This is a genomic window from Micromonospora sp. NBRC 110038 (assembly GCF_020884815.1).
In the GTDB taxonomy this organism is placed as follows: Bacteria; Actinomycetota; Actinomycetes; order Mycobacteriales; family Micromonosporaceae; genus Micromonospora; species Micromonospora haikouensis.
Window position 1 is genome coordinate 1,184,487 of the sequence record NZ_BBOL01000001.1, and the last position, 23,120, is coordinate 1,207,606.

General features: G+C 71.7%; 23 protein-coding genes and 2 pseudogenes. 17 read left to right on the forward strand and 8 right to left on the reverse strand.

Features of this window, described 5'->3' with window-relative positions; genetic code table 11:
* Positions 1–267: 267 nt before the first annotated feature.
* Positions 268–493: pseudogene (locus tag LPU61_RS31720) on the forward strand (flavin reductase).
* A gap of 339 nt (positions 494–832) precedes the next feature.
* Positions 833–877, forward strand: a pseudogene (locus tag LPU61_RS05075) (hypothetical protein); the annotation flags it as partial.
* Between the two features lie 353 nt (positions 878–1,230).
* Here the strand turns inward: LPU61_RS05075 and LPU61_RS05080 are convergent.
* Together LPU61_RS05080 and LPU61_RS05085 are read right to left on the reverse strand one after the other, a co-directional pair.
* Positions 1,231–2,463 carry a PIN domain-containing protein gene (locus tag LPU61_RS05080; protein WP_229404262.1) on the reverse strand — a complete coding sequence of 411 codons (1,233 nt, stop codon included), beginning with the start codon at positions 2,461–2,463 and terminating at the stop codon, positions 1,231–1,233.
* Between the two features lie 293 nt (positions 2,464–2,756).
* The gene (locus LPU61_RS05085; RefSeq protein WP_074477664.1) at positions 2,757–2,978 is read right to left on the reverse strand and encodes a winged helix-turn-helix domain-containing protein; all 222 of its coding nucleotides are present in this window, start codon (positions 2,976–2,978) and stop codon (positions 2,757–2,759) included.
* 270 nt (positions 2,979–3,248) lie between these two features.
* On the opposite strand from LPU61_RS05085, the gene LPU61_RS31820 reads away from it, so the two are divergent.
* The 7 genes from LPU61_RS31820 (at position 3,249) to LPU61_RS05115 (ending at position 7,514) form a co-directional block, all read left to right on the forward strand.
* The gene (locus LPU61_RS31820; protein WP_374199596.1) at positions 3,249–3,605 is read left to right on the forward strand and encodes a DivIVA domain-containing protein; all 357 of its coding nucleotides are present in this window, start codon (positions 3,249–3,251) and stop codon (positions 3,603–3,605) included.
* Complete coding sequence (locus tag LPU61_RS05090; RefSeq protein ID WP_229404263.1) at positions 3,595–3,765, forward strand: hypothetical protein; 171 nt, start codon at positions 3,595–3,597, stop codon at positions 3,763–3,765. The genes LPU61_RS31820 and LPU61_RS05090 overlap by 11 nt, the downstream gene beginning before the upstream one ends.
* On the forward strand, positions 3,752–4,954 hold the full coding sequence (locus LPU61_RS05095; protein WP_229404264.1) for a helix-turn-helix domain-containing protein: 1,203 nt from the start codon (positions 3,752–3,754) through the stop codon (positions 4,952–4,954). The genes LPU61_RS05090 and LPU61_RS05095 overlap by 14 nt, the downstream gene beginning before the upstream one ends.
* A gap of 2 nt (positions 4,955–4,956) precedes the next feature.
* Positions 4,957–5,196, forward strand: coding sequence for a hypothetical protein (locus tag LPU61_RS05100; protein ID WP_229404265.1), 240 nt, complete (start codon positions 4,957–4,959; stop codon positions 5,194–5,196).
* Between the two features lie 74 nt (positions 5,197–5,270).
* Positions 5,271–5,636, forward strand: coding sequence for a nuclear transport factor 2 family protein (locus LPU61_RS05105; protein WP_229404266.1), 366 nt, complete (start codon positions 5,271–5,273; stop codon positions 5,634–5,636).
* Between the two features lie 81 nt (positions 5,637–5,717).
* Positions 5,718–6,530 (forward strand): MerR family transcriptional regulator, encoded by an 813-nt coding sequence (locus tag LPU61_RS05110; protein ID WP_229404267.1) that lies wholly within the window; start codon positions 5,718–5,720, stop codon positions 6,528–6,530.
* A gap of 144 nt (positions 6,531–6,674) precedes the next feature.
* On the forward strand, positions 6,675–7,514 hold the full coding sequence (locus LPU61_RS05115; RefSeq protein WP_229404268.1) for an SDR family NAD(P)-dependent oxidoreductase: 840 nt from the start codon (positions 6,675–6,677) through the stop codon (positions 7,512–7,514).
* Between the two features lie 76 nt (positions 7,515–7,590).
* Here the strand turns inward: LPU61_RS05115 and LPU61_RS05120 are convergent, their stop codons facing one another.
* The gene (locus tag LPU61_RS05120; protein WP_043962637.1) at positions 7,591–8,205 is read right to left on the reverse strand and encodes a TetR/AcrR family transcriptional regulator; all 615 of its coding nucleotides are present in this window, start codon (positions 8,203–8,205) and stop codon (positions 7,591–7,593) included.
* Between the two features lie 80 nt (positions 8,206–8,285).
* Here LPU61_RS05120 and LPU61_RS05125 point away from each other — a divergent pair, with 80 nt between their 5' ends.
* Complete coding sequence (locus LPU61_RS05125; protein ID WP_229404269.1) at positions 8,286–9,158, forward strand: NAD(P)H-binding protein; 873 nt, start codon at positions 8,286–8,288, stop codon at positions 9,156–9,158.
* Between the two features lie 49 nt (positions 9,159–9,207).
* Here the strand turns inward: LPU61_RS05125 and LPU61_RS05130 are convergent, their stop codons facing one another.
* Positions 9,208–9,828, reverse strand: a complete 621-nt coding sequence (locus LPU61_RS05130) for a TetR/AcrR family transcriptional regulator (RefSeq protein WP_229404270.1) — start codon at positions 9,826–9,828, stop codon at positions 9,208–9,210.
* Positions 9,829–10,014: 186 nt separating this feature from the next.
* On the opposite strand from LPU61_RS05130, the gene LPU61_RS05135 reads away from it, so the two are divergent.
* Positions 10,015–11,130 (forward strand): pyridoxamine 5'-phosphate oxidase family protein, encoded by a 1,116-nt coding sequence (locus LPU61_RS05135; protein ID WP_229404271.1) that lies wholly within the window; start codon positions 10,015–10,017, stop codon positions 11,128–11,130.
* 15 nt (positions 11,131–11,145) lie between these two features.
* Here LPU61_RS05135 and LPU61_RS05140 read toward each other — a convergent pair whose 3' ends face one another.
* Positions 11,146–11,559, reverse strand: coding sequence for a hypothetical protein (locus LPU61_RS05140; protein ID WP_229404272.1), 414 nt, complete (start codon positions 11,557–11,559; stop codon positions 11,146–11,148).
* 195 nt (positions 11,560–11,754) lie between these two features.
* A complete protein-coding gene (locus LPU61_RS05145) occupies positions 11,755–12,876 on the reverse strand; it encodes an NAD(P)/FAD-dependent oxidoreductase (RefSeq protein ID WP_229404273.1) in 1,122 nt (373 codons plus the stop codon).
* 102 nt (positions 12,877–12,978) lie between these two features.
* Between LPU61_RS05145 and LPU61_RS05150 the strand changes: the two genes are divergently transcribed.
* The gene (locus LPU61_RS05150) at positions 12,979–13,629 is read left to right on the forward strand and encodes a TetR/AcrR family transcriptional regulator C-terminal domain-containing protein (RefSeq protein ID WP_229404274.1); all 651 of its coding nucleotides are present in this window, start codon (positions 12,979–12,981) and stop codon (positions 13,627–13,629) included.
* Here LPU61_RS05150 and LPU61_RS05155 read toward each other — a convergent pair.
* Positions 13,610–14,521 carry an oxidoreductase gene (locus tag LPU61_RS05155; RefSeq protein ID WP_229404275.1) on the reverse strand — a complete coding sequence of 304 codons (912 nt, stop codon included), beginning with the start codon at positions 14,519–14,521 and terminating at the stop codon, positions 13,610–13,612. The two genes, LPU61_RS05150 and LPU61_RS05155, sit on opposite strands and share 20 nt — an antisense overlap.
* Before the next feature lie 124 nt (positions 14,522–14,645).
* Between LPU61_RS05155 and LPU61_RS05160 the strand changes: the two genes are divergently transcribed.
* The 5 genes from LPU61_RS05160 (at position 14,646) to katG (ending at position 21,136) form a co-directional block, all read left to right on the forward strand.
* Positions 14,646–15,512 (forward strand): helix-turn-helix transcriptional regulator, encoded by an 867-nt coding sequence (locus tag LPU61_RS05160; RefSeq protein WP_229404276.1) that lies wholly within the window; start codon positions 14,646–14,648, stop codon positions 15,510–15,512.
* A 178-nt stretch (positions 15,513–15,690) separates the two neighbouring features.
* A complete protein-coding gene (locus tag LPU61_RS05165) occupies positions 15,691–16,950 on the forward strand; it encodes a cellulose binding domain-containing protein (protein WP_229404568.1) in 1,260 nt (419 codons plus the stop codon).
* A gap of 58 nt (positions 16,951–17,008) precedes the next feature.
* Positions 17,009–18,124: a ricin-type beta-trefoil lectin domain protein gene (locus tag LPU61_RS05170; RefSeq protein ID WP_229404277.1), complete on the forward strand. Its 1,116-nt coding sequence runs from the start codon at positions 17,009–17,011 to the stop codon at positions 18,122–18,124.
* A gap of 262 nt (positions 18,125–18,386) precedes the next feature.
* Positions 18,387–18,836, forward strand: a complete 450-nt coding sequence (locus LPU61_RS05175; protein ID WP_043962656.1) for a Fur family transcriptional regulator — start codon at positions 18,387–18,389, stop codon at positions 18,834–18,836.
* A gap of 23 nt (positions 18,837–18,859) precedes the next feature.
* A complete protein-coding gene (gene katG, locus LPU61_RS05180) occupies positions 18,860–21,136 on the forward strand; it encodes a catalase/peroxidase HPI (protein WP_043962657.1) in 2,277 nt (758 codons plus the stop codon).
* Positions 21,137–21,209: 73 nt separating this feature from the next.
* On the opposite strand, the gene LPU61_RS05185 is transcribed toward katG, so the two are convergent.
* Complete coding sequence (locus LPU61_RS05185; protein WP_229404278.1) at positions 21,210–22,760, reverse strand: TROVE domain-containing protein; 1,551 nt, start codon at positions 22,758–22,760, stop codon at positions 21,210–21,212.
* Positions 22,761–23,120 lie beyond the last annotated feature (360 nt).

The following is a 23,120-nucleotide window of genomic DNA, read 5'->3' on the forward strand; positions in this document are numbered from 1 at the left end:
CCTGCGGCACGAGGAGGCGGCAGTGCTCCCTACCGATTCGCTGACGCGGCGAAGAGTCGCCCCCTACGGCTCCGGCGAGCCGATGAAGCGCGTTTCCTACGACGAGTACGTCCTGGCGGTGGCGCTCACCCTCGCCCGCCGTCATCGGCCCGTCTGGTCATGGCGGCACTGGCGACATGTCTGCCGCTGCGGAAGCAGCCTGCCCTGCCGAAGCCGCCACCGCATCCCGATCAACCGCGGCCACTGGCCCAGTCAGGACGGCCCGCGATGACCACCCACCACCCGATCAAACCGGCCTGGTCCTGCGGCGGTTGTGCGGGAGAGTGGCCCTGCCAAACTCGGCGGCGGGAACTGCGAGCTGAATATGACTGCGCCCCCGTGTCGCTTGCCCTCTACCTGGCCGCCCAGCTCGTCGATGCCGCCCAGGACCCTGGCCCACGTCCCCGCCGGCCACCTGCACCACCGCTTCCTGGGGCAGTATCGCCCACACTGAATACGGCAAACGCAAGGTCCCTCAATTGAGGGGCCTTAGCTCGTTCTTGTCGATCAATGTTGTTCGGAAGGCAACGAACGATGCCAGCACCCGGCGGTCGCGGTCGCTGGCCGAGTGCGTGCGTCCGGTTCAGCGTGGCGCATGTCCGATATCGGGTCCGTCGTCAAGGACGGCGACCTCATGCTGACGGGTCCGTCTCAGCTCATGCCTGACGGTTGACCTAGGGTTGGTAGCTGTGGCTTCGCAACTTCGCCTCGCAGCATACGGCTGTGCATTGACGATGACCGCATTTTTCTGGCCCGATACGTTTCCCCGGACCGGGCGTAGCGGCACTGGACCTTGCCGGGTGGCAAGGTCGAAGACGCCGATGACCCGTACGACGCAGTCGTGCGAGAGGTGGCCGAAGAGACCGGCTACAGAGAGAAGCTGATGACGACGCCAAGCCGTGGCCAGGTAACCGTCGCCACGAACACGCTGCGCACCGAGGCAGGCGGGTGGGGAAGGCCAGAGCACAACCATTGGGGGGATCGGCTCCAAGGTCGTCGGGATGGAGCTGGGCTGCGTCGAGGCTGGGCTGTTTCAGCTCATCGTGTCCCCGTACAGCGACGTGGTGCAGCAGGTCAGCCAGCGATGCGACGAAGGCAAGAAGTTCATGGCCGACTTGGCACAGACTCCTGCGAAGCGGGTGGAAACCTCGGGTCTGGCCGCCCTTGGGCTGCGACGGTCAGGAGGCTGCCTCACTTCGACCTTTTTCGATTCATCCACGCATCGACAGCCATCATGATCAAGAAGGATAGGGCTGCGGCTGATGAGTCAGACTGCGGAAGCGCGCTCGTCTTGGCGGAGGCCTGCCTGGGCAGGCGGTCGGGCGGGAATGACGCTTCCACCTCCTGCTGCCAGTTGGTCCATGTGTTCAGAACCCGGCTGACTTCCTCGGCGTCGAGAGCCCGGGGCGGCTTGCATCGCAGGACCGATGGGCGTGTGCCGGTCTTGTCCTGAGTCACAAGTACTCGGGCCTCTAGAGCGTTCGCTGCGGGGATGAAGCTTGGTCCGGCCAACACCATGAAGCCGGTGGCGAACAACCGGACCGTGGCCATGTACCAGTCCTGTCCGTCGATGCTGCGGGCACTCTCGTCCGATACATCGTCGAGGGTGAGCGAGGGCGTGTTGAACCACCCCAGCCCGGAGAGGGCCTCGCCCGCGTCTTCGCCGTCCCCCAGTCGGGTGCAAGTAAGGCGGGGGTTCAGCCATCCATCGTCGGTCTTGGAGGCGAACGTCGGCAGATGTTCGGACAGTGCGTCCACGAGCAATTCGATCGTCTCCTCGCGCGCCAGGAGCGCGGGGAGGAACTCCGGGTCGGGGTCGGCCTGCTTCGCGAAGCGACTAAGGACGTCGTCCATGGAGGTGAGGTGGAAGAAGCGGCCCTCTATGCCCGCGAGGTCGCTCTTCATCGGCTCCGGGTACTCCGTGCCGTTGCCGAAGTCCTTTGTGTTTGTGCTGACGAAGTAGACCTTGTCGTCCTCGTGCTTGCGTGCATACTCGACGGCGGTCAGCCAGATCGCGGCATCACGGGAGCCGGTTTTTTCACCTTTCTGGCCGCCGACCCGCTTGCATGGCGCGAGGACGTTGGACTCCCGGAAGAGCGCGTTCCGTAGTACCTCCGCGCTCGGCTGGATGACCTCGACCATCTGCCGATACGTGTTCCGCCAGTGCTTACGATGCCGCTCCGTGTCGACCTGGCCGAGCTTGGGCACTCCTCCCCACGGAACGTGCCGCTTCAGTTCCTTGAGCGCCGAAGCCGCCTTGTCGTGCGTCTCGGCGTACTGGAGAGCCCGTTGCGAGGCCAGTTCCTCCATGACCACCCACGGGACAGCGACCCGGACACCGGCCGCCCTGAGAGCCCGGAGGAGATCGGCGGTGCTGCTGTCTAGCGTTACGCCCCAGAGGATGTTGGTGTCCAGGATGATCAAGGGTGGTGGCTCCGTCCACGCCGGTCCGACTCGTGCGGGCACACATTCTCAGATTCAGAACTCGGATGCAGTATCGGTTTGCCGTCAGCGAGGCCAGTGCCCCCTGGCGGTGCGGCAGCTCAGGCCACCGCCAGGGTCGCTGCACCACGAGGCAGCCGCCTCGTCCTTCTTCTAGGGAGCCGACTTGTCGACGCTCCATGTCTCGACTGCATCAATGGCGATGTGGCTGATCGCCGGCGAATGGGTAGGGCAAGCGCCGCCAGGGGTAGTCGTTCTAGTGTGGGCCGCGTGCCTCAGTCCGCCGGCTTGGCCTTGACGTAAACGCCCTCGCCTTGGCGGCCTTCGACCAGGCCCTCGGTCTTGAGGACCAGCATGGCTCCACGGATCGAGCCGTAAGAGACGTCGTACTCGGCCTTCAGCTCTGCTGTGGACGGGAGCTTGTCTCCCACGGCGAGCTTGCCGCTCCGGATCTGCTCGCGGATGGCCTCGGCCACCCGCTCGTACTTGGCGGGCATCTGTACTCCTCGGGTCGCACCCCCGAGTAGATCACTTTCAGAAAGCCGCATCAACTATGTCGAGCCGGCTAGACCAGGTAGACATAGTTGATTAAGCTGCGAGTCGTGTTCGTCCTCGGGTCGCACCAGGAGGGGCACAAGTCCGGTGCCTGCCCTCTTGTCCTGCCGTACGAGAAGAGGCAGGCACCGGACCTAAGAGCAGCCACACCAGTGCAGGCCGGTCCGGCGCTCGGGCCGTGCGCCGCTGTCGACAGCGAAGGACGGAGGGACATGGAGCGGAGCACCGATACGCCCGCCGAGCCGGGTGGTGACGGCCTCTCTAGGAGGTCCGGTGGTAGCGGCGGCACCACCGAGGGCAGCGGGAGCTACCGGACCCCGCAGCACCTGTTGACGCCAGTAGAGGTCCGCTGGCAGCGCTTCCCGATGACTCGGTTCGACCGGCGAGGGTTCGATCCGGGCGCAGTCGTGACCTTCCTTCGCCGGGTCGAGGTCGACATGGACACGCTCTACCGAGATATCGTGCCGCTCCGGCCAGCAGCCGCGCCCTCTGTTCGGCGCGGCGGTGGTCGATCCTTCCCAGAGCACCACCGCCGCGCTCCTACCCAAGGGGAAGCAGATGCGTGGTGAGAAGCGGGATCCGGCGCAGAGCCGGGGTGAGCAGATCCAGGCGGACGAGCACGAGGCCGCCAAGCAACGCCTCCTCGCGCAGGCCGAGGCCGAGCGGATACCGGCGGAGGAGACCACCAAGGCCGTACCGGACCGGCGGTGGCGTCGTGGACAGCCTTGAGTCGCTGCCGGTGGGCCGGCGGGTCGCGTACTGGCGGGGTCGGCGGAGGTTGTCGCAGCAGGTGTTCGCCGATCGGCTCGGCAAGTCCAAGAGCTGGGTGGACAAGGTCGAGCGGGGCGTCCGGTCCCTGGACAGGGTGTCGACCCTGCACGACGTCGCCGCCGTGCTGCGGATCGACGCGGCGGTGCTGCTGGGCCGCGACGCCCGGCCCGCCGAGGTGACCGGGCGGATCGAGGGCGTGGAGCGGATCCGGGAGGCGCTGTCGACGTACGACATCGCGGTGGGACGCCCGGTGGTCGGCTGCCCGGGGGAGCCGGCGGACCGGGTGGCGCGCGATGTCGGGCATGCCTGGATCACCTTCCAGTACGCCCGGTATCCGCGGGTGGCCGAGCTGCTGCCGGAGCTGCTGGCCGGCGCGCAGCGCGCGCATGCCGACGATCCGGGGCGGGGTCGGGCGACGGTGGTGGAGGCGTACCGGCTGACCGCGTCGCTGCTGGTGAAGCTGGGCGAGGCGGAGCTTGCCTGGCTGGCCGCCGACCGGGCGATGCTCACCGCGACGGGCGACCCGGTGCTGGTGGCTGCCGCCACGGTGCAACTCGGTCAGGTGTTGCGCGCCTCGGGTCGGGTGCGGGCGGCGTTGTCGACGGCGCTGGCCGCCGCGTACCGGATCGCCCCGCCGGACCCCGACGACGCGTCACCGGCGGAGTTGTCGCTGTGCGGGTCGCTGCTGGTGCAGGGGGCCCTGGCCGCCGCCCGCCACGGCGACGACCGCACGGTCGCCGACCTGCTCGACGAGGCCGCCGCGATGGCCGCTCGCGTCGGCGACGGCCACGACCACCATCGCACCGCGTTCGGGCCGACCGCCGTGGACCTGGCCCGGGTGGCCGCCGCGCTCGACCTCGGCCACGCCCACGACGCGGTCGCCTGGCACGAGAAGACGGTCGCGCGCGACGGGTGGCGGTGGCTGCCCGCCGAGCACCGGGCCGCGCACCTGCTCGACGCCGCCCGCGCCTACCTGCACGCCGACGACCCGGCCAGCGCCGCCCGCGCGCTGGTCGAGGCCGACCGCACCGCACCAGCGGAGGTACGCCACCGCCCCGCCGCCCGCGACATCGTGGCCCAGGTCGCCCGCGACCGGCACGCCCCGGCCACGATCGTTCAGCTCGCCGCCGCCCTCGGGGTGACCTGAGCATGACCGCGCCGTTCCTGTCCCTGGCGCAGATCCGCAACCGGCTGATCCTCACCGCCCGCTGGGTCCTGCGCGAGCACCGACCCGGACCCGACGGACGTTGCCCAATCTGCCGGAGATCGGGATGCACCGTGGCCACCGCCGCCCGCAACGTCATCGACGCCGCCGAGGAAGTGCAGCAGCGAAGCACAGCAACCCAGCCAGCCGCACCGGACCTGGACATCCCTGGGCAGACCGGATGACCTGGGATGACACCCGATCCGACCGGCTCGCCGAGAGTTGACCCTCCCCCTGCGGGAGACCTGATCGTTGGGGCATGGAACTGAACTCGAAGCGAGGAACCGCGATCAACTGGCCGGAGCTGCCGGCGGTGATCAGGGGCTTTCTCCCCGCGCATGAGGCCCGGGAGACGGAGACCGCGGCCAGCGCGTTCGCTGCGGACGCGGTGGTGACGGATGAGGGCCGTAGCTACCGGGGGGCGGAGGAGGTCCGAAACTGGCTGGTCAATGGGGGTAGTGGGTACACGTACACCACGGAATTCGTCGGTGCTCACCGGGTGGGTGAGGCACGCTTCGATGTGGTGCAGCATCTGGAAGGTGACTTTCCGGGTGGCTCTGCGGACCTGCACTACCGGTTCGTCCTGGACGGCTCCTTGATCACCCGGCTCACGATCGAACCGTGAGCCCCACATCGGAAGCAAGCAACCCCAGGAGCGCCACTGACCAGGAGATTCGGAACGTCGTGTGAGATGGATGCTGTGACGATGCGGAAAGGCTTGACCATCGGCGAGTTCGCCACCATGAGCCACCTGAGCGTGCGAACCCTGCGCCGCTACCACGAGGCCGGGCTGTTGGCGCCGGCCGTGGTCGACCCGCACACGGGTTACCGGTACTACCAACCCGAGCAGATCGCGACCGCGCAGGTCATCCACCGGCTCCGTCAGCTCGACGTGCCCCTGGCCGAGGTCAAGTCGATCCTCGCCACCGACGACCCGCAACGGCGCACCGAACTCGTCGCGGGCCACCTGCGGCGACTTGAGGCCGAGCTGGACCGCACGCGAGCCGCCGTCGTGTCGCTCCGCCAGCTACTGCGTCCGGACGCCGCCGCACCCGAGATCGAACTGCGTTCCGTTCCCGCCCGGACCGTGGTCGCCATCCGCGCCCAGGTCCGGCACGAGCACGCGCTCGCCTGGTTCGACACGGCGATGACCGAGCTGGACGAGGCCTTCCCGCCGGCCGAGCGCACCGGGCCCCCCGGCGGGCGGTACGCCAACGAACTGTTCACCGACGGCGTCGGCCTCATGACGGTCTTCCGCCCGGTTCGCGACCCGCGCGGGAGTGGCCGGATCGAGGTTGTCGAGTTGCCGTCCGCCGACCTCGCCGTCGCGGTCCACCGGGGGCCACACGACGACATCGACGTCACCTACGGCCGCCTGGGCGCCTGGGTCGCCTCCCACGCCCTGGGCGTCGACGGGCCCGTCCACGAGACGTACCTGGTCGGACCGCGCGACACGGGGCACTCCGAGCGGTGGCGGACCGAACTCGGGTGGCCGGTGTTCCGCCTGGCCGCCGCCTGACGGTCCGGGCACCCGGCTGGTGATCCTGACCGGATCCGAACCTGGGGCGACCGTGATCACAGCCGCCGCCCCTGGACCCTCTCCCGAGGAGAGGGCCGAGGGTGGGATGAAGACGGCAGGCACCGGACGAGGGACGGAACGAGCATGAAGACCTGGTTCATCACCGGAGGCACCCCGGGTGGGTTCGGCATGGCGTACGCCGAGGCCGCGCTGGACGACGGCGACCGGGTGGCGTTGACGGCGAGACGGCCCGAAGAACTGGAGTCGTGGGCGCGGCAGTACGGCGACCGCGTCCTGGTCCTGCCCGCCGACGTCACCGACCGGAAGGCCGTCGAGCAGGCTGTGCGTGCCACCGAGGAACACTTCGGCTCCATCGACGTGCTGGTCAACAACGCGGGCCGCGGCTGGTACGGCTCCATCGAGGGCATGGCCGACGCCGAGGTCCGACGCATTTTCGAGCTGAACTTCTTCGCCGTCCTCACCGTGATCCGTGCCGTCCTTCCCGGCATGCGTGCCAGAGGCGGCGGGTGGATCGTCAACATGTCCTCGGTGGCCGGGCTGCGCGGTGTCGAGGGATTCGGGTACTACAGCGCCGCCAAGTCCGCGCTCGAGGCCGTCACCGAGGTGCTCCGCGCGGAGGTCGCCCCGCTGGGCATCCAGGTGATGGCGGTGGAGCCGGGTGCCTTCCGCACCCGCGCCTACGCGGGCTTCGCCGACGAAGCCGTCGAGGAGACCATCCCGACGTACCTGCCGATGCTGGAGAAGGTCCGCACCGCCATGATCGATCAGGACGGGAAGCAGCCCGGTGACCCGCGTCGCGGAGCCCGCGCGGTGATCGCCGCGATGGGCCAGGACACCCCGCCGCGCCGACTCGTCCTGGGCAGTGCCGGATTCGACGCGGTCGTCACCACGCTCGAGAGCGCCCTCGACGACATCCGCGGCTCCGCCGCGCTCTCCCGAGGAGCCGACTTCCCCGTCACCTGATGGGCCACGGGCCGGGCACGGGCGACCGCCACCGGGCCCGCCCGTGGCCCGCCCTCCTTCCCCGGGAGCCGCTCGGCTAGAGGTGGCTCGTGGCGCGGCCCAGTTGGGCGAAGGCCAGGTCCGCGTCGGCGACCGCCTCGGGGTGTACGTCGCGTGCGGTCCGCCCGGCGGCGATCTTCTGCCAGTTGGTGCGGGCGAGCACGCGTTGCACCGCGATCACCTGGGCGGCCAGCAGCCGGCCCCGGACGCCCGGGTCGAGGGCGGCGGCCAGGGCGTCCTCGTCGTCGCGCAGGTATTGCAGGAGTCGTCCCGCCAGGCTCGGGGTGCCGAACACCAGCCGGTGGAACGCCACCACCTCGGGGTGGTCGTTGAGGCCGGTGACGGGATCGAAGCGGTCGAGGCCGGCGCGGAAGTGCTGGTGCAGGGCCGCGATCGGCGCGGTGCCGGGGCGGCGCTCGCCGACCACGCGCGCGGCCTCGCCGTTGTGGTCGGCGAAGCGGTGCAGGACGAGGTCTTCCTTGGTGGGGAAGTAGCGGAACAGGGTGGGTTTCGACACCTCGGCCGTCGCGGCGATGTCGGACACGGACACCTGGTCGAACCCGCGCGCCAGGAACAGCGAGATCGCCGCGTCGGCGATCGCGTCCCGGGTTCGTGCCTTCTTGCGGGCCCGCAGGCCGACCGGCTCGCTCACCGCGCCAGCGTAACCTTTGTTACCGGGTTGCTTTTGTTACTTGGTAACGATTGAATGAGGGCATGGGACAGTTTGATGACGTGAGACCCGCAGGAGGGCCGCCGGTGCTCGTCACCGGGGCGACCGGGCGCATCGGCCGAGCCGTGGTCGACCTGCTGACCGGGGCGGGCGTGCCGGTCCGCGCCCTCGTGCGGCGCGCGGAATCGGCGGCGACGCTGCCCGCCGGCGTCGAGGTCGTCGCCGGCGACCTCACCGTGCCCGGGTCGCTCGACGCCGCGCTGCCCGGCGTCGGCGCGGTCTTCCTGGTCTGGACGGCCCCGCCGCAGACCGCGCCGGCCGTCGTCGACCGGCTGGCCGCTCACGCGCGGCGGGTCGTCTACCTGTCCGCGCCGCACCGGACCCCGCACCCCTTCTTCCAGCAGCCCAACCCGATGGCGGCGCTGCACGCCGGAAACGAGCGGCTCATCGCGGCTGCCGGGCTCGACGCGACGATCGTCCGGCCAGGCATGTTCGCGTCGAACGCCCTGTCCTGGTGGGCCGCCGCGATCCGGGGCGACGGCGTGGTCCGGTGGCCGCACGGCGCGGCCGAGACCGCCCCCGTCGACGACCGCGACGTGGCCGAGGTCGTCGCGCGGATCCTGCGCGAGGGCGGCCACGTCGGTGGCGACCACGTCCTGACCGGCCCCGAGTCGCTGACCCAGGCCGAACAGGTGCGCATCGTCGGCGACGCGCTGGGCCGCCGGCTCACCTTCGAGGAGATGCCGCCCGACGAGTTCCGGAACGCGGCCCCGGAGGCCGCGCGCCCGGCCGTGGACATGCTCCTGGCGGCGTGGCAGGCCGCGACGGGACGCCCGGCGTACGTCACCTCCACCGTGACCGACCTGCTCGGCAGGCCGGCGCGCACCTTCCGCCAGTGGGCCACCGACCATGCCCCCGAGTTCACCGGCGAGTGACGCCGGTCAGCTTCCCGCCGTCGCGCAGGGCGTTCCGGCGCGGATCCGGCTATCGGTCGCCGCGGAGATAGCGAGTGATCATGTCGACCAGCTCGGTTTCGAGCGTCTCGACCGGGGTGGTCCGAGGGCTGGCCATGAGCCGGTGGGTGTTGATCTCCACGGTGAAGGTGATCAGCTCGGCGGCGGTGTCGAGGTCCCGGACCGTGACGTCCGGGTGCCGGGCGAGGAGGTCGCGCACCTGGGCGACGCGGGTCCGCCCGTGCCGGTCGATCGCGTCGAGCAGCTCCTTCGACACGGGCGCCTCTTCGATCATGATGCGGAGCAACTGAGGGTCGTCGTCGTGGTGGTCGATCGCGTCGCGGACCAGCGCCCGCACCATCGCCCTCAGGCTCCCGGGGGACAGGTCGAGCTGGTCGGCCTGCGTCCAGACGCCGCGGTCGATGTGCTGCACCAGCAGCGCGGCGAGGATGGCGTCCTTGTTCGGGAAGTACTGGTAGAGCGAGCCGATGGAGACGCGGGCGCGCTCGGCGATGCGGTTGGTGGTGCCGGCGGCGTAGCCGTGCTCGGCGAAAACGTGAGCAGCGGCGGTCAGGATGCGCTTGCGGGTGAGTTCGGCGCGCACCTGCCGGGGCGTGCGACGTGGCTGAAGACGACGGTCGGCGGCGGCCATCCGCAGGCTCCTTCCTGGACGGAAAAGCGAGTAGCCAAGGACCTGAGCTATTGCTCACAATAGTGCCATGAGCTGCGAAAACGGCAGCGACTGATCTTGCTGGGTCGGCCGTGCGGAGACACGGCCCTCCGTCCGAGGGCTGCCTGGCACCCGGGCCGTTCCGCCCCCGCCCGAGAGGACTTTCCCATGCGAGGGACAGACAATGCTGTCACCCCCCACCGGCTGACGACGGTCGACGAGGTCGAGGCGGTCGTCGGCCGCCCGGCGTCGATGGTCATGCTCAAGCAGACCGCCGCTCTCGACGACGGCTGCCGTGCCGTCCTCGCCCGGTGCCCGATCGCGGCCTTCGGCTACCGGGATGCCCACGGCGTCAGCCGGACGACCTTCGTCGGCGGCACGCCGGGGTTCGTCCGCGTCCATTCGCCCACGCGGGTCTCGTTCTCCCTGCCGGAGCCGGGTGGCCCGCGCGGCCCCGTCTCGTTCTTCTTCCTGCTGCCGGGCGTCGGGGAGGTCCTGCGCGTCAACGGCGCGGTGGCTGCCCGCAGGAGCGCGGCGACGACCGTCGACATCAAGGAGGTCTGGGTGCACTGCGCGCAAGCCGTCCTCCGGTCCCGGCTGTGGCAGCCGCCTGCCCCGGCCGAGCCGGCCGTCGTGGTCGCCGGGGACGGGCCCCTGTGCCGGCCCGGCGTCGCCGAGTTCCTGGCCGCCGCACGGTTCCTCGCCCTGTCCACCTGGGACGCCCGTGGCGGGAGCGACACGAGCCCGCGCGGAGACCGGCAGGCGGTGGCGCGCATCCTCGACGGCCGAACGCTCGTCATCCCGGACCGCAGAGGCAACAGGCGCGCCGACACGCTCCACAACCTGTTGCAGGACGACCGGCTCTCGCTCGCCGCGCTCGTCCCGGGCCGCAGTGAAGTGCTGCACGTACGCGGCCGTGGCACGATCACCGACGACCCGGCCCTGCTGGAGACGATGGCGCTGCGCGGGACGCCCCCGCACGCGGCGTTGGTTATCGACGTCGAGCATGCCGAGGTGACCGGCAACGACGCGATCGCCCGCTCCCGGATGTGGGCCGGCGACACGCATGTCGCGCGCGGCACGGTGCCGGACCTGATGGCGCTGGCGGGCGAACACCTCACCGCCAACGCGGCCGCCTCCCGGGGCGGCCCGCCCGCGGTCCTGTTGAAGGCGATCGGGGCGATCCCGGGGGTGACGCGGTTGATGCGGCTGGTGCTGGATCGTGCCTACCGCTCCGGGCTGCGCAGGGAGGGCTACGACGACGTCTCGTCCGGCGAATGGTGAATTGCGGCCAGCGGCCTAGAAGTGGGGATCCAGGTAACTGCCCCAGTTCCAGTTGCCGTCCGCCGAGACCGTGGTCCACAGATCCGTGTCGGCGGGGACCGAGGGCCCGTCCAGCACGGTGGTGAAGTAGTAGATGCCGTTGTGCGGCTCAAGACACGCTTCCCACGTGTAGGTGCCGGAGGTGAGCGTGATGTTCCGGAGCCAGATCTCCTCGGTGCCCCGCACGAAGCCCCACCCGTACGATCCCTCGAACAACGTGATGGACCTGCTCTGGCACGACTTGGCCATGGAGGAGTTGGGGTTCGCGACCAGCCACTGGGTCTTGTCGAGGTAGGCGGTCGGGGCCGCCTGCGCGGGTGAAGCCGGGACCATGAGCGCGGCGCTCGCCGTGACGGCCACCGCCAGCAGGAATCGAATTCTCTTCAGCATTCTGCGTCTCCTCGGGCTGCGCTCGGCGTCGACTCTGCAAATCCTGAAATCCTGCGAATCCTGAAACGCGTTGACTGCCGGCCCGCTTCGCCGGCCGGTCATCGGGCCGGCCGGTGGAACTTCCACCTTCGCGGATCGATCGAGGCTAGCAGATGCATCGATCCCGTATCGTCCCTGCGTTCGCCCCGTCCGTCGTCAGGTGGCGGGTGCCGGCTCGGCGCGTGGGGTGAAGAAGCGGACGATGTCGTCGGCTGCGGTGGGGGACAGCATCATCGCCTGGACCCGGGCGCACATCTCGGCGATCGGTTGGATCCTGGCGAACATCGCCTCCTCGTACGCCCGGATCGCCGCGTCGGGGTCGGTGGGGTCGGCGGCCAGCGCGGCGGCGAGTTCGGCCGCGTCCAGCATGGCCTGGTTGGCGCCCTCGCCGACCGGCGGCATGAGGTGCGCGGCGTCACCGACGAGGGTGAGGCCCGGCCGGTGGGCCCAGCGGGCGTCGGTGGGCATCGTCTCGATGCGGCGCGGCAGCGGTGGGCTGTCGCTCGCCTCGATGAGCGCGGTGAGCCGGGGGTGCCAACCGTCGAACAGGTCCAGCAGCGCGCGCCTGCTGCGGTAGTGGGCCAGGGGGCGGTCGTCCGCGCGCAGGGAGATGCCGACCCGGATGCTGCCGTCGCCGAGGCGTTGTGCCGACAGGACCCGGTTCACGCCGATGCACCAGAAGTTGCCGGGGCCGACCAGTTCGGCGATGTCGGGGTGGCGGTGCTCGGCGTCGCTGATGCCCAGCTCCACGACGGTGGCCACGTGGGACAGCCGCGCGTCGGTCAGCAGCGGCCGGACGACCGAGCGTGCGCCGTCCGCGCCGACGAGGACGTCGCAGCCGGCGCGGTGGCCGTCGGCGAAGGTCAGCTCGAACCCTCCGGCGGGTCGTGGCGTCGCCGCGACGAGTTGGTGCCGCCAGGCCACCGTGTCGCCGGGGAGCGAGTCGAGCAGCAGGTCACGCAGCACGCTGCGGTCGATCTCGGGGCGTCCGGAGAACGAGCCGGGTGCCGGCCGGTGGTGGACGAGGGTGCGCCCGGCCGGGTCGAGGATGCGGTGTTCCTCGCCCTCCGGCCGCGCCGCCGACCGGAAGCCTCCGGCGAGACCCGCGTCGGCCAGCGCCCGTTGCCCGGACTCCGGGTGCAGGTCGAGCGAGCCGCCCTGCGGGCGCGCGGATCGGTTGGCGTCGCGTTCGTAGACCATCGCGTCGATGCCGTGCCGGTGCAGGATCCGGGCCAGCGTCAGGCCGCCCATACCGCCACCCACGATCGCCACTCGCATCGCCAGCTCCCTTGCCGTACGCTGTATCTTATGGATACACCGTACGGTAGCGTGCCGTTGCCCGTTTGGGAACGGCCCGAGCCTCAACCCCGGGCGGCCTCGGTGGCGCTGAGCCGCGCGAAGATCGCCGACGCGGCCATCCGGATCGCCGACGCGGACGGCCTGGACGGGCTGTCGGTGCGCAAGATCGCCAAGGAACTCGGTGTCGGCCCGATGCGCCTCTACGACTATGTGATCAACAGATCCGAGCTGCTCGACCTGATGGTCGACACCGTGTATGCCCAGATCGCCGAGTTCGGCCACCACCCCGGGTGGCGCGACACGGTGCTGGCTGTCGCCCACCGGACCCGCGCCGCCGCCCTGGAGCACGAGTGGTTCGTCGACCTGCTCGGCGCGCGACCGCACCTGGGCCCGCACGCGCTCGCCGTGGGCGAGGCGAACGCGGCGGCGCTCAGCCAGGCCCCCGGCGTGCGCGGCGTGGACGATCTCCAGCGGGCCCTGGGCGTCCTCAACGCGTTCCTCGTCGGGGCGCTCCGCCGGGAGATCACCGAGCGCCGCACCGCCCGTTCCACCGGCACCGACGTGTCCGCCTGGCAGGCAGCCCACGGGCCCTACCTGACCCGGATGCTCGCCACCGGCCGCTATCCCACCGTCGCCCGGCTCGTCGTCGACGGGGCGCACCTCGACGCCGAGGAGACCTTCCACCGCAACCTGGCCGCCATCCTGGACGGCATCACCGACCCGGGTAGCTGACGCCGGTCAGCTCCTCGGCCGCCGCCCAGAGCCGCTTCCCGGTCGCCGGGTCGGCGGCCCCGCGACCGAGCCGGGCCTCGGCGACCGGCCCCCACGTCTCCCACAGCCGGGCCGGCCCGAAGAACTGGCCGCCCCGCACGCCCGGCGCCGTCGCCGCGTGCAACTGCGGCAGCGCGCCCTGCTGCACCGGCTGGGTGGTCAGCAGGCCGAGCCGCGCGACCGCCCGCCCGGCCCGGCCCCGGTGCGCCCAGGCGCGCGGGGTCAGGTTGGTGCGGGTGAGCCCGGGATGCGCCAGCAGGCTGACGACCGGCGACCCGGCGGCGCGCAGCCGGCGGTCCAGCTCCACGCCGAAGACCGTGGCGGCGAGCTTGGACCGGCCGTAGGCGGCGGACCCCCGGTAGTTGCGCTCGTACATCAGGTCGGCGAAGTCGAGGCGCGCGGTGCGGTGGGTGAGCGAGCTGAGGCTGACCACCCGGGCCTGCCGCGCCGCCGCCAGGCTCTCCAGCAGCAGGCCGGTCAGCGCGAAGTGCCCCAGCAGGTTGGTGGCGAGGTGCAGCTCGAAACCGTCGGCGGAGGTGCGGCGGGGGCCGAGCAGCACCGCACCGGCGTTGTTGACCAGCAGGTCGATGCGCGGGTGGTCGGCGACCAGCTTCGCCGCGAAGGCGCGTACGGAGGCGAGGGAGGCCAGGTCCAGCTCGCGTACCTCGGTCTCGCCGCCGATGCGGCGGGCGGCCTCCCGGCCGGCGGCGGTGTCGCGGACGGCGAGCACGACGCGCGCGCCGTGGCGGGCCAGCTCGGTGGCGGTGACCAGGCCGAGGCCCGAGTTCGCGCCGGTCACGACGGCGACCCGGCCGTGCTGGTCGGGAATGTGGTCGGCGGTCCATGCGGTCATCTGCGGCTCCTTGAAGCGTCGGTGCGGCAGACGCTAGGCGGGGCGCGGCGCGGCTCCGGCGTTCCCGGTTGCCTAGGTTCGCCGGACCTACCGTCGGCGGTCCGGGCCGCGCCACACTGGCGGCATGAGCCATCCGTACGCCCGTGAGCTGGGCGACTTCCTGCGCGCCCGGCGGGGCCGGCTGCGCCCGCGCGACGTCGGCCTGGAGCCGGGCGGGCGGCGCAAGGTGACCGGGCTGCGCCGCGAGGAGGTGGCCCTGCTGGCGGGGCTGAGCACCGACTACTACCAGCGGATGGAGCAGGGCCGGGAGGTGCGCCCGTCCGACGACGTGCTGGCCGCGATCGCCGGTGCGCTCGGCCTCGACGAGCGGGAACGCCGGCACCTGTTCACGCTGGCCCGCGCCGCCCGCCGGCCGGTGCCCGCGCGCGTCGACCACGGCCCGGAGCGGGTGCCGGAGGGCACCCGGCGACTGCTGCGGGTGCTGGACACCCCAGCGGTCGTGCTCGGCCGGCACCTCGACCTGCTCGCCTGGAACCCGATGGCCCGGGCGCTGCTCGGCGACCCGGACGGCTATCCGCCCGAGCGGCTCAACATGCTGCTGCTGATGTTCGACGACGCGCTGACCGGGCAACGGAGCTGCCCGGACTGGGAGCGCCAGGCCCTCGACTACATCGGCATGATGCGCGTCGCCGTCGCCGCCGACCCCACGCACCCGCGTGCCACCGCGGTCGTCGGCGAGCTGAGCATCCGCAGCGCCGAGTTCCGCCGGCTGTGGGCCCGGCACGACGTGCGCGAGTCGGTCAGCGGCACCAAGACCTTCCGTGTGCCGGAGGTCGGCGACATCGTCCTGGACTGGGACACGTACCCGCTGCCGGGCGACCCCGGCCCGGTCCTGCTGGTCTTCACCGCCGAGCCGGGCAGCGCCGACGCGGACCGGCTGCGGCTGCTGGCGTCGCTGCGCGCGACCCGCCCGGAGCCGTCGTCGCGCTGACGGCACGGTCCCGAGCGGCCGAAACCGTGCGGATTAATTGACCGACATGAATCACGGACGTAATGTGAGCGATAACATCGCGAGCTCGCGTGCGGGCCTTGCCTGATCGAAGGAGGAGCCGGTGAAGCTGCCGACAGACACGCCCTCGCCGCAGGGGCGCGGGGCCCGTGCGCGCTCCCTGCCCCGGTCGGGCATCGTCACCTGGCTCGCGGTCGGGCTCGCGGCGGTCCTCGGCCTGACGATGGCGATGACCACACCGCCCGCGGCGGCCGCCGACAACCCGTACCAGCGGGGCCCGGACCCGACCCTGGCCAGCGTGGCCGCCAGCCGGGGCCCGTTCGCCACGACGCAGGCGACCGTGCCGCCGGGCAACGGCTTCAACGGCGGGTACGTCTACTACCCGACCGACACCAGCCTGGGCACCTGGGGCGCGGTGGCGATCGTCCCCGGCTACTCCGCGCTGTTCGCCAACGAGGAAGCCTGGATGGGACCCTGGCTGGCGTCCTTCGGGTTCGTGGTGCTCGGCATCGAGACCAACAGCCGCACCGACGGGGCCGACGCCCGCGCCACCCAGCTGCTCGCGGGGCTGGACTATCTCACCCGGTCCAGCCCGGTGCGGGACCGCGTCGACCCCAACCGGCTCAGCGTCATGGGCCACTCCGCGGGCGGGGCCGGAACCCTCCTCGCCGCGCTGCGCCGGCCGTCGCTGAAGACCGCCGTCGGCCTCGCGCCCGGTGCACCCGGCAACAGCCTGAACATGTCCACCACCCAGGTGCCCACCATGCTCATCTCGGGGCAGAACGACGGCACGGTCACGCCGTCGTACGTGCAGGGCATCTACAACACGCTCCCGGCCTCGGTGGAGCACGCCTGGGCGGAGCTGGCCGGCAACGACCACCTCTCCTTCACCAGGCCGAACCCCACCGAGATGCGGATCCTGATCCCCTGGCTCAAGATCTTCCTGGACAACGACACGCGGTACACCCAGTTCCTCTGCCCGCTGGCGGACAGCACCGGCGTCTCGCGCTACAACTCCACCTGCCCGCTGGTGCCGCCGGGCGGGCCGACGTCGCCGCCCACCACCCCGCCCACCAGCACGCCGCCGCCCACGGGCCCGCCGACGAGCACCCCGCCGCCCTCGGGCGCCGCCTGCACGGCGACCTACCGCACCGTCGGCTCGTGGTCCGGCGGCTTCCAGGGCGAGGTCACCGTGACCGCCGGCAGCGCCGCCATCAGCGGGTGGACCGTCCGCCTGGACCTCAGCGGCGGGCAGAGCATCAGCCAGGTCTGGAACGGCACCCTGAGCACCAGCGGCTCGACCGCGACCGTGCGCAACGTCTCCTACAACGGGTCGCTCGCCGCCGCCGGCTCGACGACCTTCGGCTTCCTCGGCTCCGGCACGCCACCCGTGCCGACGCCGACCTGCACCAGCCCGTGACGGCGACGTGCACCACCCCGTGACCGACGACAAATCTTGATTCAGGGAGAGAGAATCCATGCGAACGAGGGCAAGGTGGCTCGCGGCGCTCGCCGCGTTCGGGGTGGCGGTCGCCGGAGTGCTGGCGGCGCCGGCCGGCCCGGCCAGCGCCGAGTCCAACGGCGGGGTGCGCGTGATGCCGCTGGGCGACTCCATCACCGAGGGCACCCAGGTGCCGGGCGGCTACCGCATCGGCCTCTGGCAGCGCCTCGCCGCCGGCCGCTACACGGTCGACTTCGTCGGCTCGCAGTTCAACGGTCCGGCCAGCCTCGGCGACCACGACCACCAGGGGCACCCCGGCTGGCGCATCGACCAGATCGACGCGAACATCGTCGGCTGGCTGAACACCCAGCGGCCGAAGAGCGTCCTGCTGCACATCGGCACCAACGACATCCTGCAGAACTACAACGTGAGCACCGCGCCGAACCGGCTCTCCAGCCTGATCGACAAGATCACCAACACGGTGCCCACCGCCGAGGTGTTCGTCGCGCAGATCATCACGCTGTCCAACAGCAACCAGGCGGCGGCCGCGCGCACCTTCAACGCGGCGATCCCCGGCATCGTGCAGAGCAAGGTGAACGCCGGCAAGCGGGTGCGCCTTGTCGACATGCAGAGCGCCCTCACCACCGCCGACCTGATCGACGGCATCCACCCCACCGCCGGCGGCTACGACAAGATGGCCGCCCGCTGGTATGCCGCACTGCAGTCGGTGCCCGGCAGCATCGGCGACCCGGGCAGCGGGACCGGCCAGGGCACCGCCCTCGTCGGCACCCTGTCCGGCCGGTGCGTCGACGTCCCCGGCTCCACCACCACCAACGGCACCCAGGTGCAGTTGTGGGACTGCCACGGCGGCGCCAACCAGCAGTGGACGTACACGTCCGGCAAGGCGCTGACGGTCTACGGCAACAAGTGCCTCGACGCCGCCGGCTACGGCACCTCGCCGGGCACCCTGGTCACGATCTACGACTGCCACGGCGGGGCGAACCAGCAGTGGAACGTCAACTCCAACGGCACCATCACCGGCGTGCAGTCCGGCCTCTGCCTGGACCCGTACAACCTGGGCACGGCCAACGGCACGAAGCTCGTGCTGTGGACCTGCACCGGCCAGACCAACCAGCAGTGGAGCCGCCGATAGCGTGACGGGGCGGGCGGCCTTCGGGGGAGGGCCGCCCGTCGGTGGTGCGCGGGCAAGACCGTGCCCGATCGCGGAAAGAGTGGCCTCCTGGCCGGAACCACGCCACTCGTTCCCTGATCGGGCACGGTCTTGTTCCGTGTCCGGCTCCGGAACCCGGCACCTGCCGGCCCCGGCGGTCCGGCTGGCCCTCCAGCGGCGAAATGGGCGGGTTGAGTCGACAGAAAACTTGATTGATTCCAGAAGAGTGGGCTAGGTTCGGGGGGTGACGCCCGACTTCGAGACCCAGCTCCGGGCGGTCTCGTTGCGCGTGACCCGGCCCCGGTTGGCGGTGCTCGCCGCGCTGCGCGACCACCCGCACGTCGACACCGACACGGTGATCGCCCTGGTCCGGGCGGACCAGCCCACGGTCTCCCACCAGGCGGTCTACGACGTGCTCCGGGCGCTCACCGACGCCGGTCTGGTGCGGCGCATCCAGCCCGCCGGCGCGACCGCCCGGTACGAGTGCCGGGTGGGGGACAACCACCACCACGTCGTGTGCCGCTCCTGCGGCGCGATCGCCGACGTCGACTGCGCCGTCGGCCATGCACCCTGCCTCACCGCCTCCGACGATCACGGTTTCGACGTCGACGAGGCAGAGGTCGTCTACTGGGGCACCTGCCCCGGCTGCGCGACCGCACGCACCGCCCAGCCAACCCAACGCACCGCCCAGTGACCAGCCAGTCCGGAAGGAAACCGATGAGCGACACCCAGGACAACGCGCCCGTCAGCGCCCAGGGCGTGGACAAGAAGGAGGCGGCCGGCTGCCCGGTCGCGCACGACTCCGTGACCGCGCAGGGCAGCGAGAGCGAGAACCCGGCGATCGACTCGCCGAAGCCGAAGACGGGCGGTCGTCCCCGCACCAACCGCGACTGGTGGCCCAACCAGCTCGACCTGTCGGTCCTGCACGCCCAGTCGCCCAAGGGCAACCCGCTGGGGGCCGACTTCAGCTACGCCAGGGAGTTCGCCAAGCTCGACGTCGAGGCCCTCAAGCGGGACATCGTCGAGACCCTCACCACCTCGCAGGACTGGTGGCCGGCCGACTTCGGCCACTACGGCGGCCTGATGATCCGGATGAGCTGGCACGCGGCGGGCACCTACCGCATCGAGGACGGCCGTGGCGGCGCCGGCGACGGCGGCCAGCGGTTCGCCCCGCTCAACAGCTGGCCGGACAACGCCAACCTCGACAAGGCCCGCCGGCTGCTCTGGCCGGTCAAGCAGAAGTACGGCCAGAAGATCTCGTGGGCCGACCTGCTCGTGCTCGCCGGCAACGTGGCCCTGGAGTCGATGGGCTTCAAGACCTTCGGCTTCGGCTTCGGCCGCGAGGACGTGTGGGAGCCCGAGGAGATCTTCTGGGGCCCGGAGGACACCTGGCTCGGTGACGAGCGCTACGCCTCCGAGAAGGACATGACGCCCGGCGTCGGCGCGACCGAGATGGGCCTCATCTACGTCAACCCGGAGGGCCCCCGCGGCAACGCGGACCCGGCCGCTGCGGCGCACTTCATCCGCGAGACCTTCCGCCGGATGGCGATGGACGACGAGGAGACCGTCGCCCTCATCGCCGGCGGCCACACCTTCGGCAAGACGCACGGCGCGGGCGTCGCCGACGACCACGTGGGCCCCGAGCCCGAGGGCGCCCCGCTGGAGGCGCAGGGCCTGGGCTGGCTGAGCACCCACGGCAGCGGCAAGGGCGGCGACACGATCACCAGCGGCCTCGAGGTGACGTGGACCGACCGGCCGACGGAGTGGAGCAACCGCTTCTTCGAGATCCTCTTCGGCTACGAGTGGGAGCTGACCACCAGCCCCGGCGGGGCGAAGCAGTGGGTCGCGAAGGACGCCGAGGCGATCATCCCGGACGCCCACGACCCGGCGAAGAAGCACAAGCCGACGATGCTGACGACCGACCTGTCGCTGCGCGTCGACCCGGCGTACGAGAAGATCTCGCGCCGCTTCCTGGAGCACCCCGACGAGTTCGCGCTGGCGTTCGCCAAGGCGTGGTACAAGCTGCTCCACCGCGACATGGGCCCGGTCAGCCGCTTCCTCGGGCCGTGGGTGCCGGAGGCCCAGCTCTGGCAGGACCCGGTGCCGGCCGTCGACCACGACCTCGTGGGCGACGCCGACGTGGCCGCCCTCAAGGCGAAGGTCCTGGCCTCCGGCCTCACCACCGCCCAGCTCGTCTCCACCGCCTGGGCGTCGGCCGCGAGCTTCCGCTCCACCGACAAGCGCGGCGGCGCCAACGGCGCGCGGATCCGCCTCGAACCGCAGCGCAGCTGGGAGGTCAACCAGCCCGAGCAGCTCGCGACGGTCCTGGCGACCCTGGAGGGCATCCAGCAGGAGTTCAACGCCGCCGGTGGCGCGAAGATCTCGCTGGCCGACCTGATCGTGCTGGCCGGCTCGGCCGCCGTCGAGAAGGCGGCGCGCGACGCCGGCGTCGAGGTGACCGTGCCGTTCCGGCCGGGCCGCACCGACGCCTCGCAGGAGCAGACCGACGTCGAGTCGTTCCGGGTCATGGAGCCGCGCGCCGACGGGTTCCGCAACTACCTGCGCCCCGGCGAGAAGACCCAGCCGGAGGTGCTGCTCGTCGACCGCGCCTACATGCTCGACCTGACCGCGCCGGAGATGACCGTCCTCGTCGGCGGCCTGCGCGCCCTCGGCAACAACGTCGGCGGCACCGCGCACGGCGTGCTCACCGACCGGCCGGGCGTGCTCACCAACGACTTCTTCACCAACCTGCTCTCCCCGGGCACCCGGTGGAAGGCGTCGGAGTCCGAGGAGCACGTCTACGAGATCCGCGACCTGGCCACCGACCAGGTGAAGTGGACCGCGACGGCGGTCGACCTCATCTTCGGCTCCAACTCCCAGCTGCGGGCCCTCGCGGAGGTCTACGCCAGCGAGGACGCGCGCGAGAAGTTCGTCGCCGACTTCGTCGCGGCCTGGACCAAGGTCATGGAGCTCGACCGGTTCGACCTGGCCTGATCCGCCGCTCCAACCGACGGGCCCCGGTCGATCGCTGACGATCGACCGGGGCCCGCCCCTCGTTTCGCGCCGCTCAGAACGGCCACCGGTCGCGGGACCCGGCCTCGACGAGGGGGATCATCGCGAACGCGGCGTCGGACAGGCCGCCGAACGTGTGCCGGTTGCCGACCGTCGGCGCGTGCCCGACCCGGTAGCCGACCAGGTTCCAGGTGTACGTCGGCACGTGGGCCGGCACCGCGTGCGCGACGTCGGGGGCGGCGTGCCAGTGCGCCTGCTCGTCGGTGAGGACGACCACCCGGTCGTGCCCGGCGTAGTGCCGCCGGATGGCCTGCTCGGTCTGGGTGCCGCCGCCGTAGAAGTAGCCGCCCTCGCGGAACCGGCGCACCGCCGCCAGCACCGACTCGCCCGCCACGGCCGGGAACACCCGGCTGGCGTGGGAGAACGACACCACCGTCGCGTCCCGGGCGCGCGCGGCCAGCGCGAGACCGAACACGGTGGCCGCGTCCCAGCAGCGCAGCGTGCCGTCCCGGCTGAACGTGCTGTTCATCGACCCCGACGTGTCGATCAGGATCAGGGTGCGGCCGTCCAGGGCGGGCACGTTCGCCAACGCCTGCTGCAACGCCCGCTCCAGCGGGTACGCCCACCGCAGGCTCGGCGCGGCGTTGTAGGCCGACAGGAAGCGCATCGGCAGCACGCGCGAGCGCGCGACCTCGCCCGGGTCGGTCAGCTTCGCCGCCACCGCCTCGGCGACGGCGTCGCCGACGCCGGCCTGGTCGAAGTTGCGCAGGTTGCGCAGCAGCGCCAGGTAGCCCATGGTCGGGATGATCGACTCCCAGGCGGCGGCGTCCATGGGGGCCTGCCGCCAGCCGGCGAGCGCCTCCCAGCTCATGCCGGCCGCGCCGAGCACCGCCGGGTCGGTGACCTCCCGCCGCCGCTGCACGGGCAGGGCCATCAGCTCGGCCCGGGCCGCCAGCACGGTCAGCGACTCCGGCAGCGGGTTGTCGCGCTTGTGCCGCCGGTCGAGGGCGTGCCGGAACAGGTCGCCCTGCCGCGCGTCCCGGGCGACCGGGTGGGTCAGCTCGATGACGTCGCCGAACCGCACGGCGTCGCCGTCGGAGTCGTACTTGAGCAGGCTGCGCTCGTGGTAGAGCCGCACGACGGCGTCGGCGACGCCCCGCTTGACCGGCTTCGGCAGGGCCCGGCCGTGCCGGCCCAGCCAGTACGCCAGCGCCTCGCCCGGCTCGTCGGCGCGCTGCAACGCCGCCCCCACGACCGCCCGGGAGCCGGGCACCCCGGCCGCGACCTGCGCCCGGGAGCCCTCCAGCGCGGCCACCACGGACGCCGAGCGCAGCAGCGCGCCGGTGCGCAGCCACGGCACGAACCGCGCGAACCAGTCGGGGTCGGCGACCGCGACGGCGGCGACCAGCTCACGGAACCGGGCGTCCCGGTCGGCGGCGGCCTCGTAGAAGGTGTCGGCACCGACCATGTTGGACACCGCGAGCAGGAACAGCTCGGCCCGCTGCCCGCGCAGGAACCCCGGTGCGCCCTCGGCGGTCATGGCCTCGGCGGCCGGGCGATCGGCCCCGTGCCGGCGCCGGCGCAGCTTGAGGTTGAACCTGGCCATCACGTCCCCCGTGTCGGTCGAAGGTGGGGAGACGCCGGCACACCGCACACCCGAGGTCAAAGTCGGCGACGGACTTGTGTCCGCTGCTCTGTCCGGTTGAGCTAGCACGCCGGGGCGTGCGGGGGACTCGAACCCCCAACCCGCGGATCCGAGAAGTAACCGTTGCCTGCGCACCGGGTGTGCGGCGTGCGACGCCTCCCGAGATCAGAGCGGCGACGGCGACCGGCCCTCGCGGGCCAAGGTGACCTGGGCCGCTGGTCGACACCGCCGAGAGGCGGTGGCGGGATTCGAACCCGCGTCTCCCCGTTGGAAGCGGAAGTAGCCGTTGCCTGCGCACCGGGAGGTGCCGAAGGGAAGAGT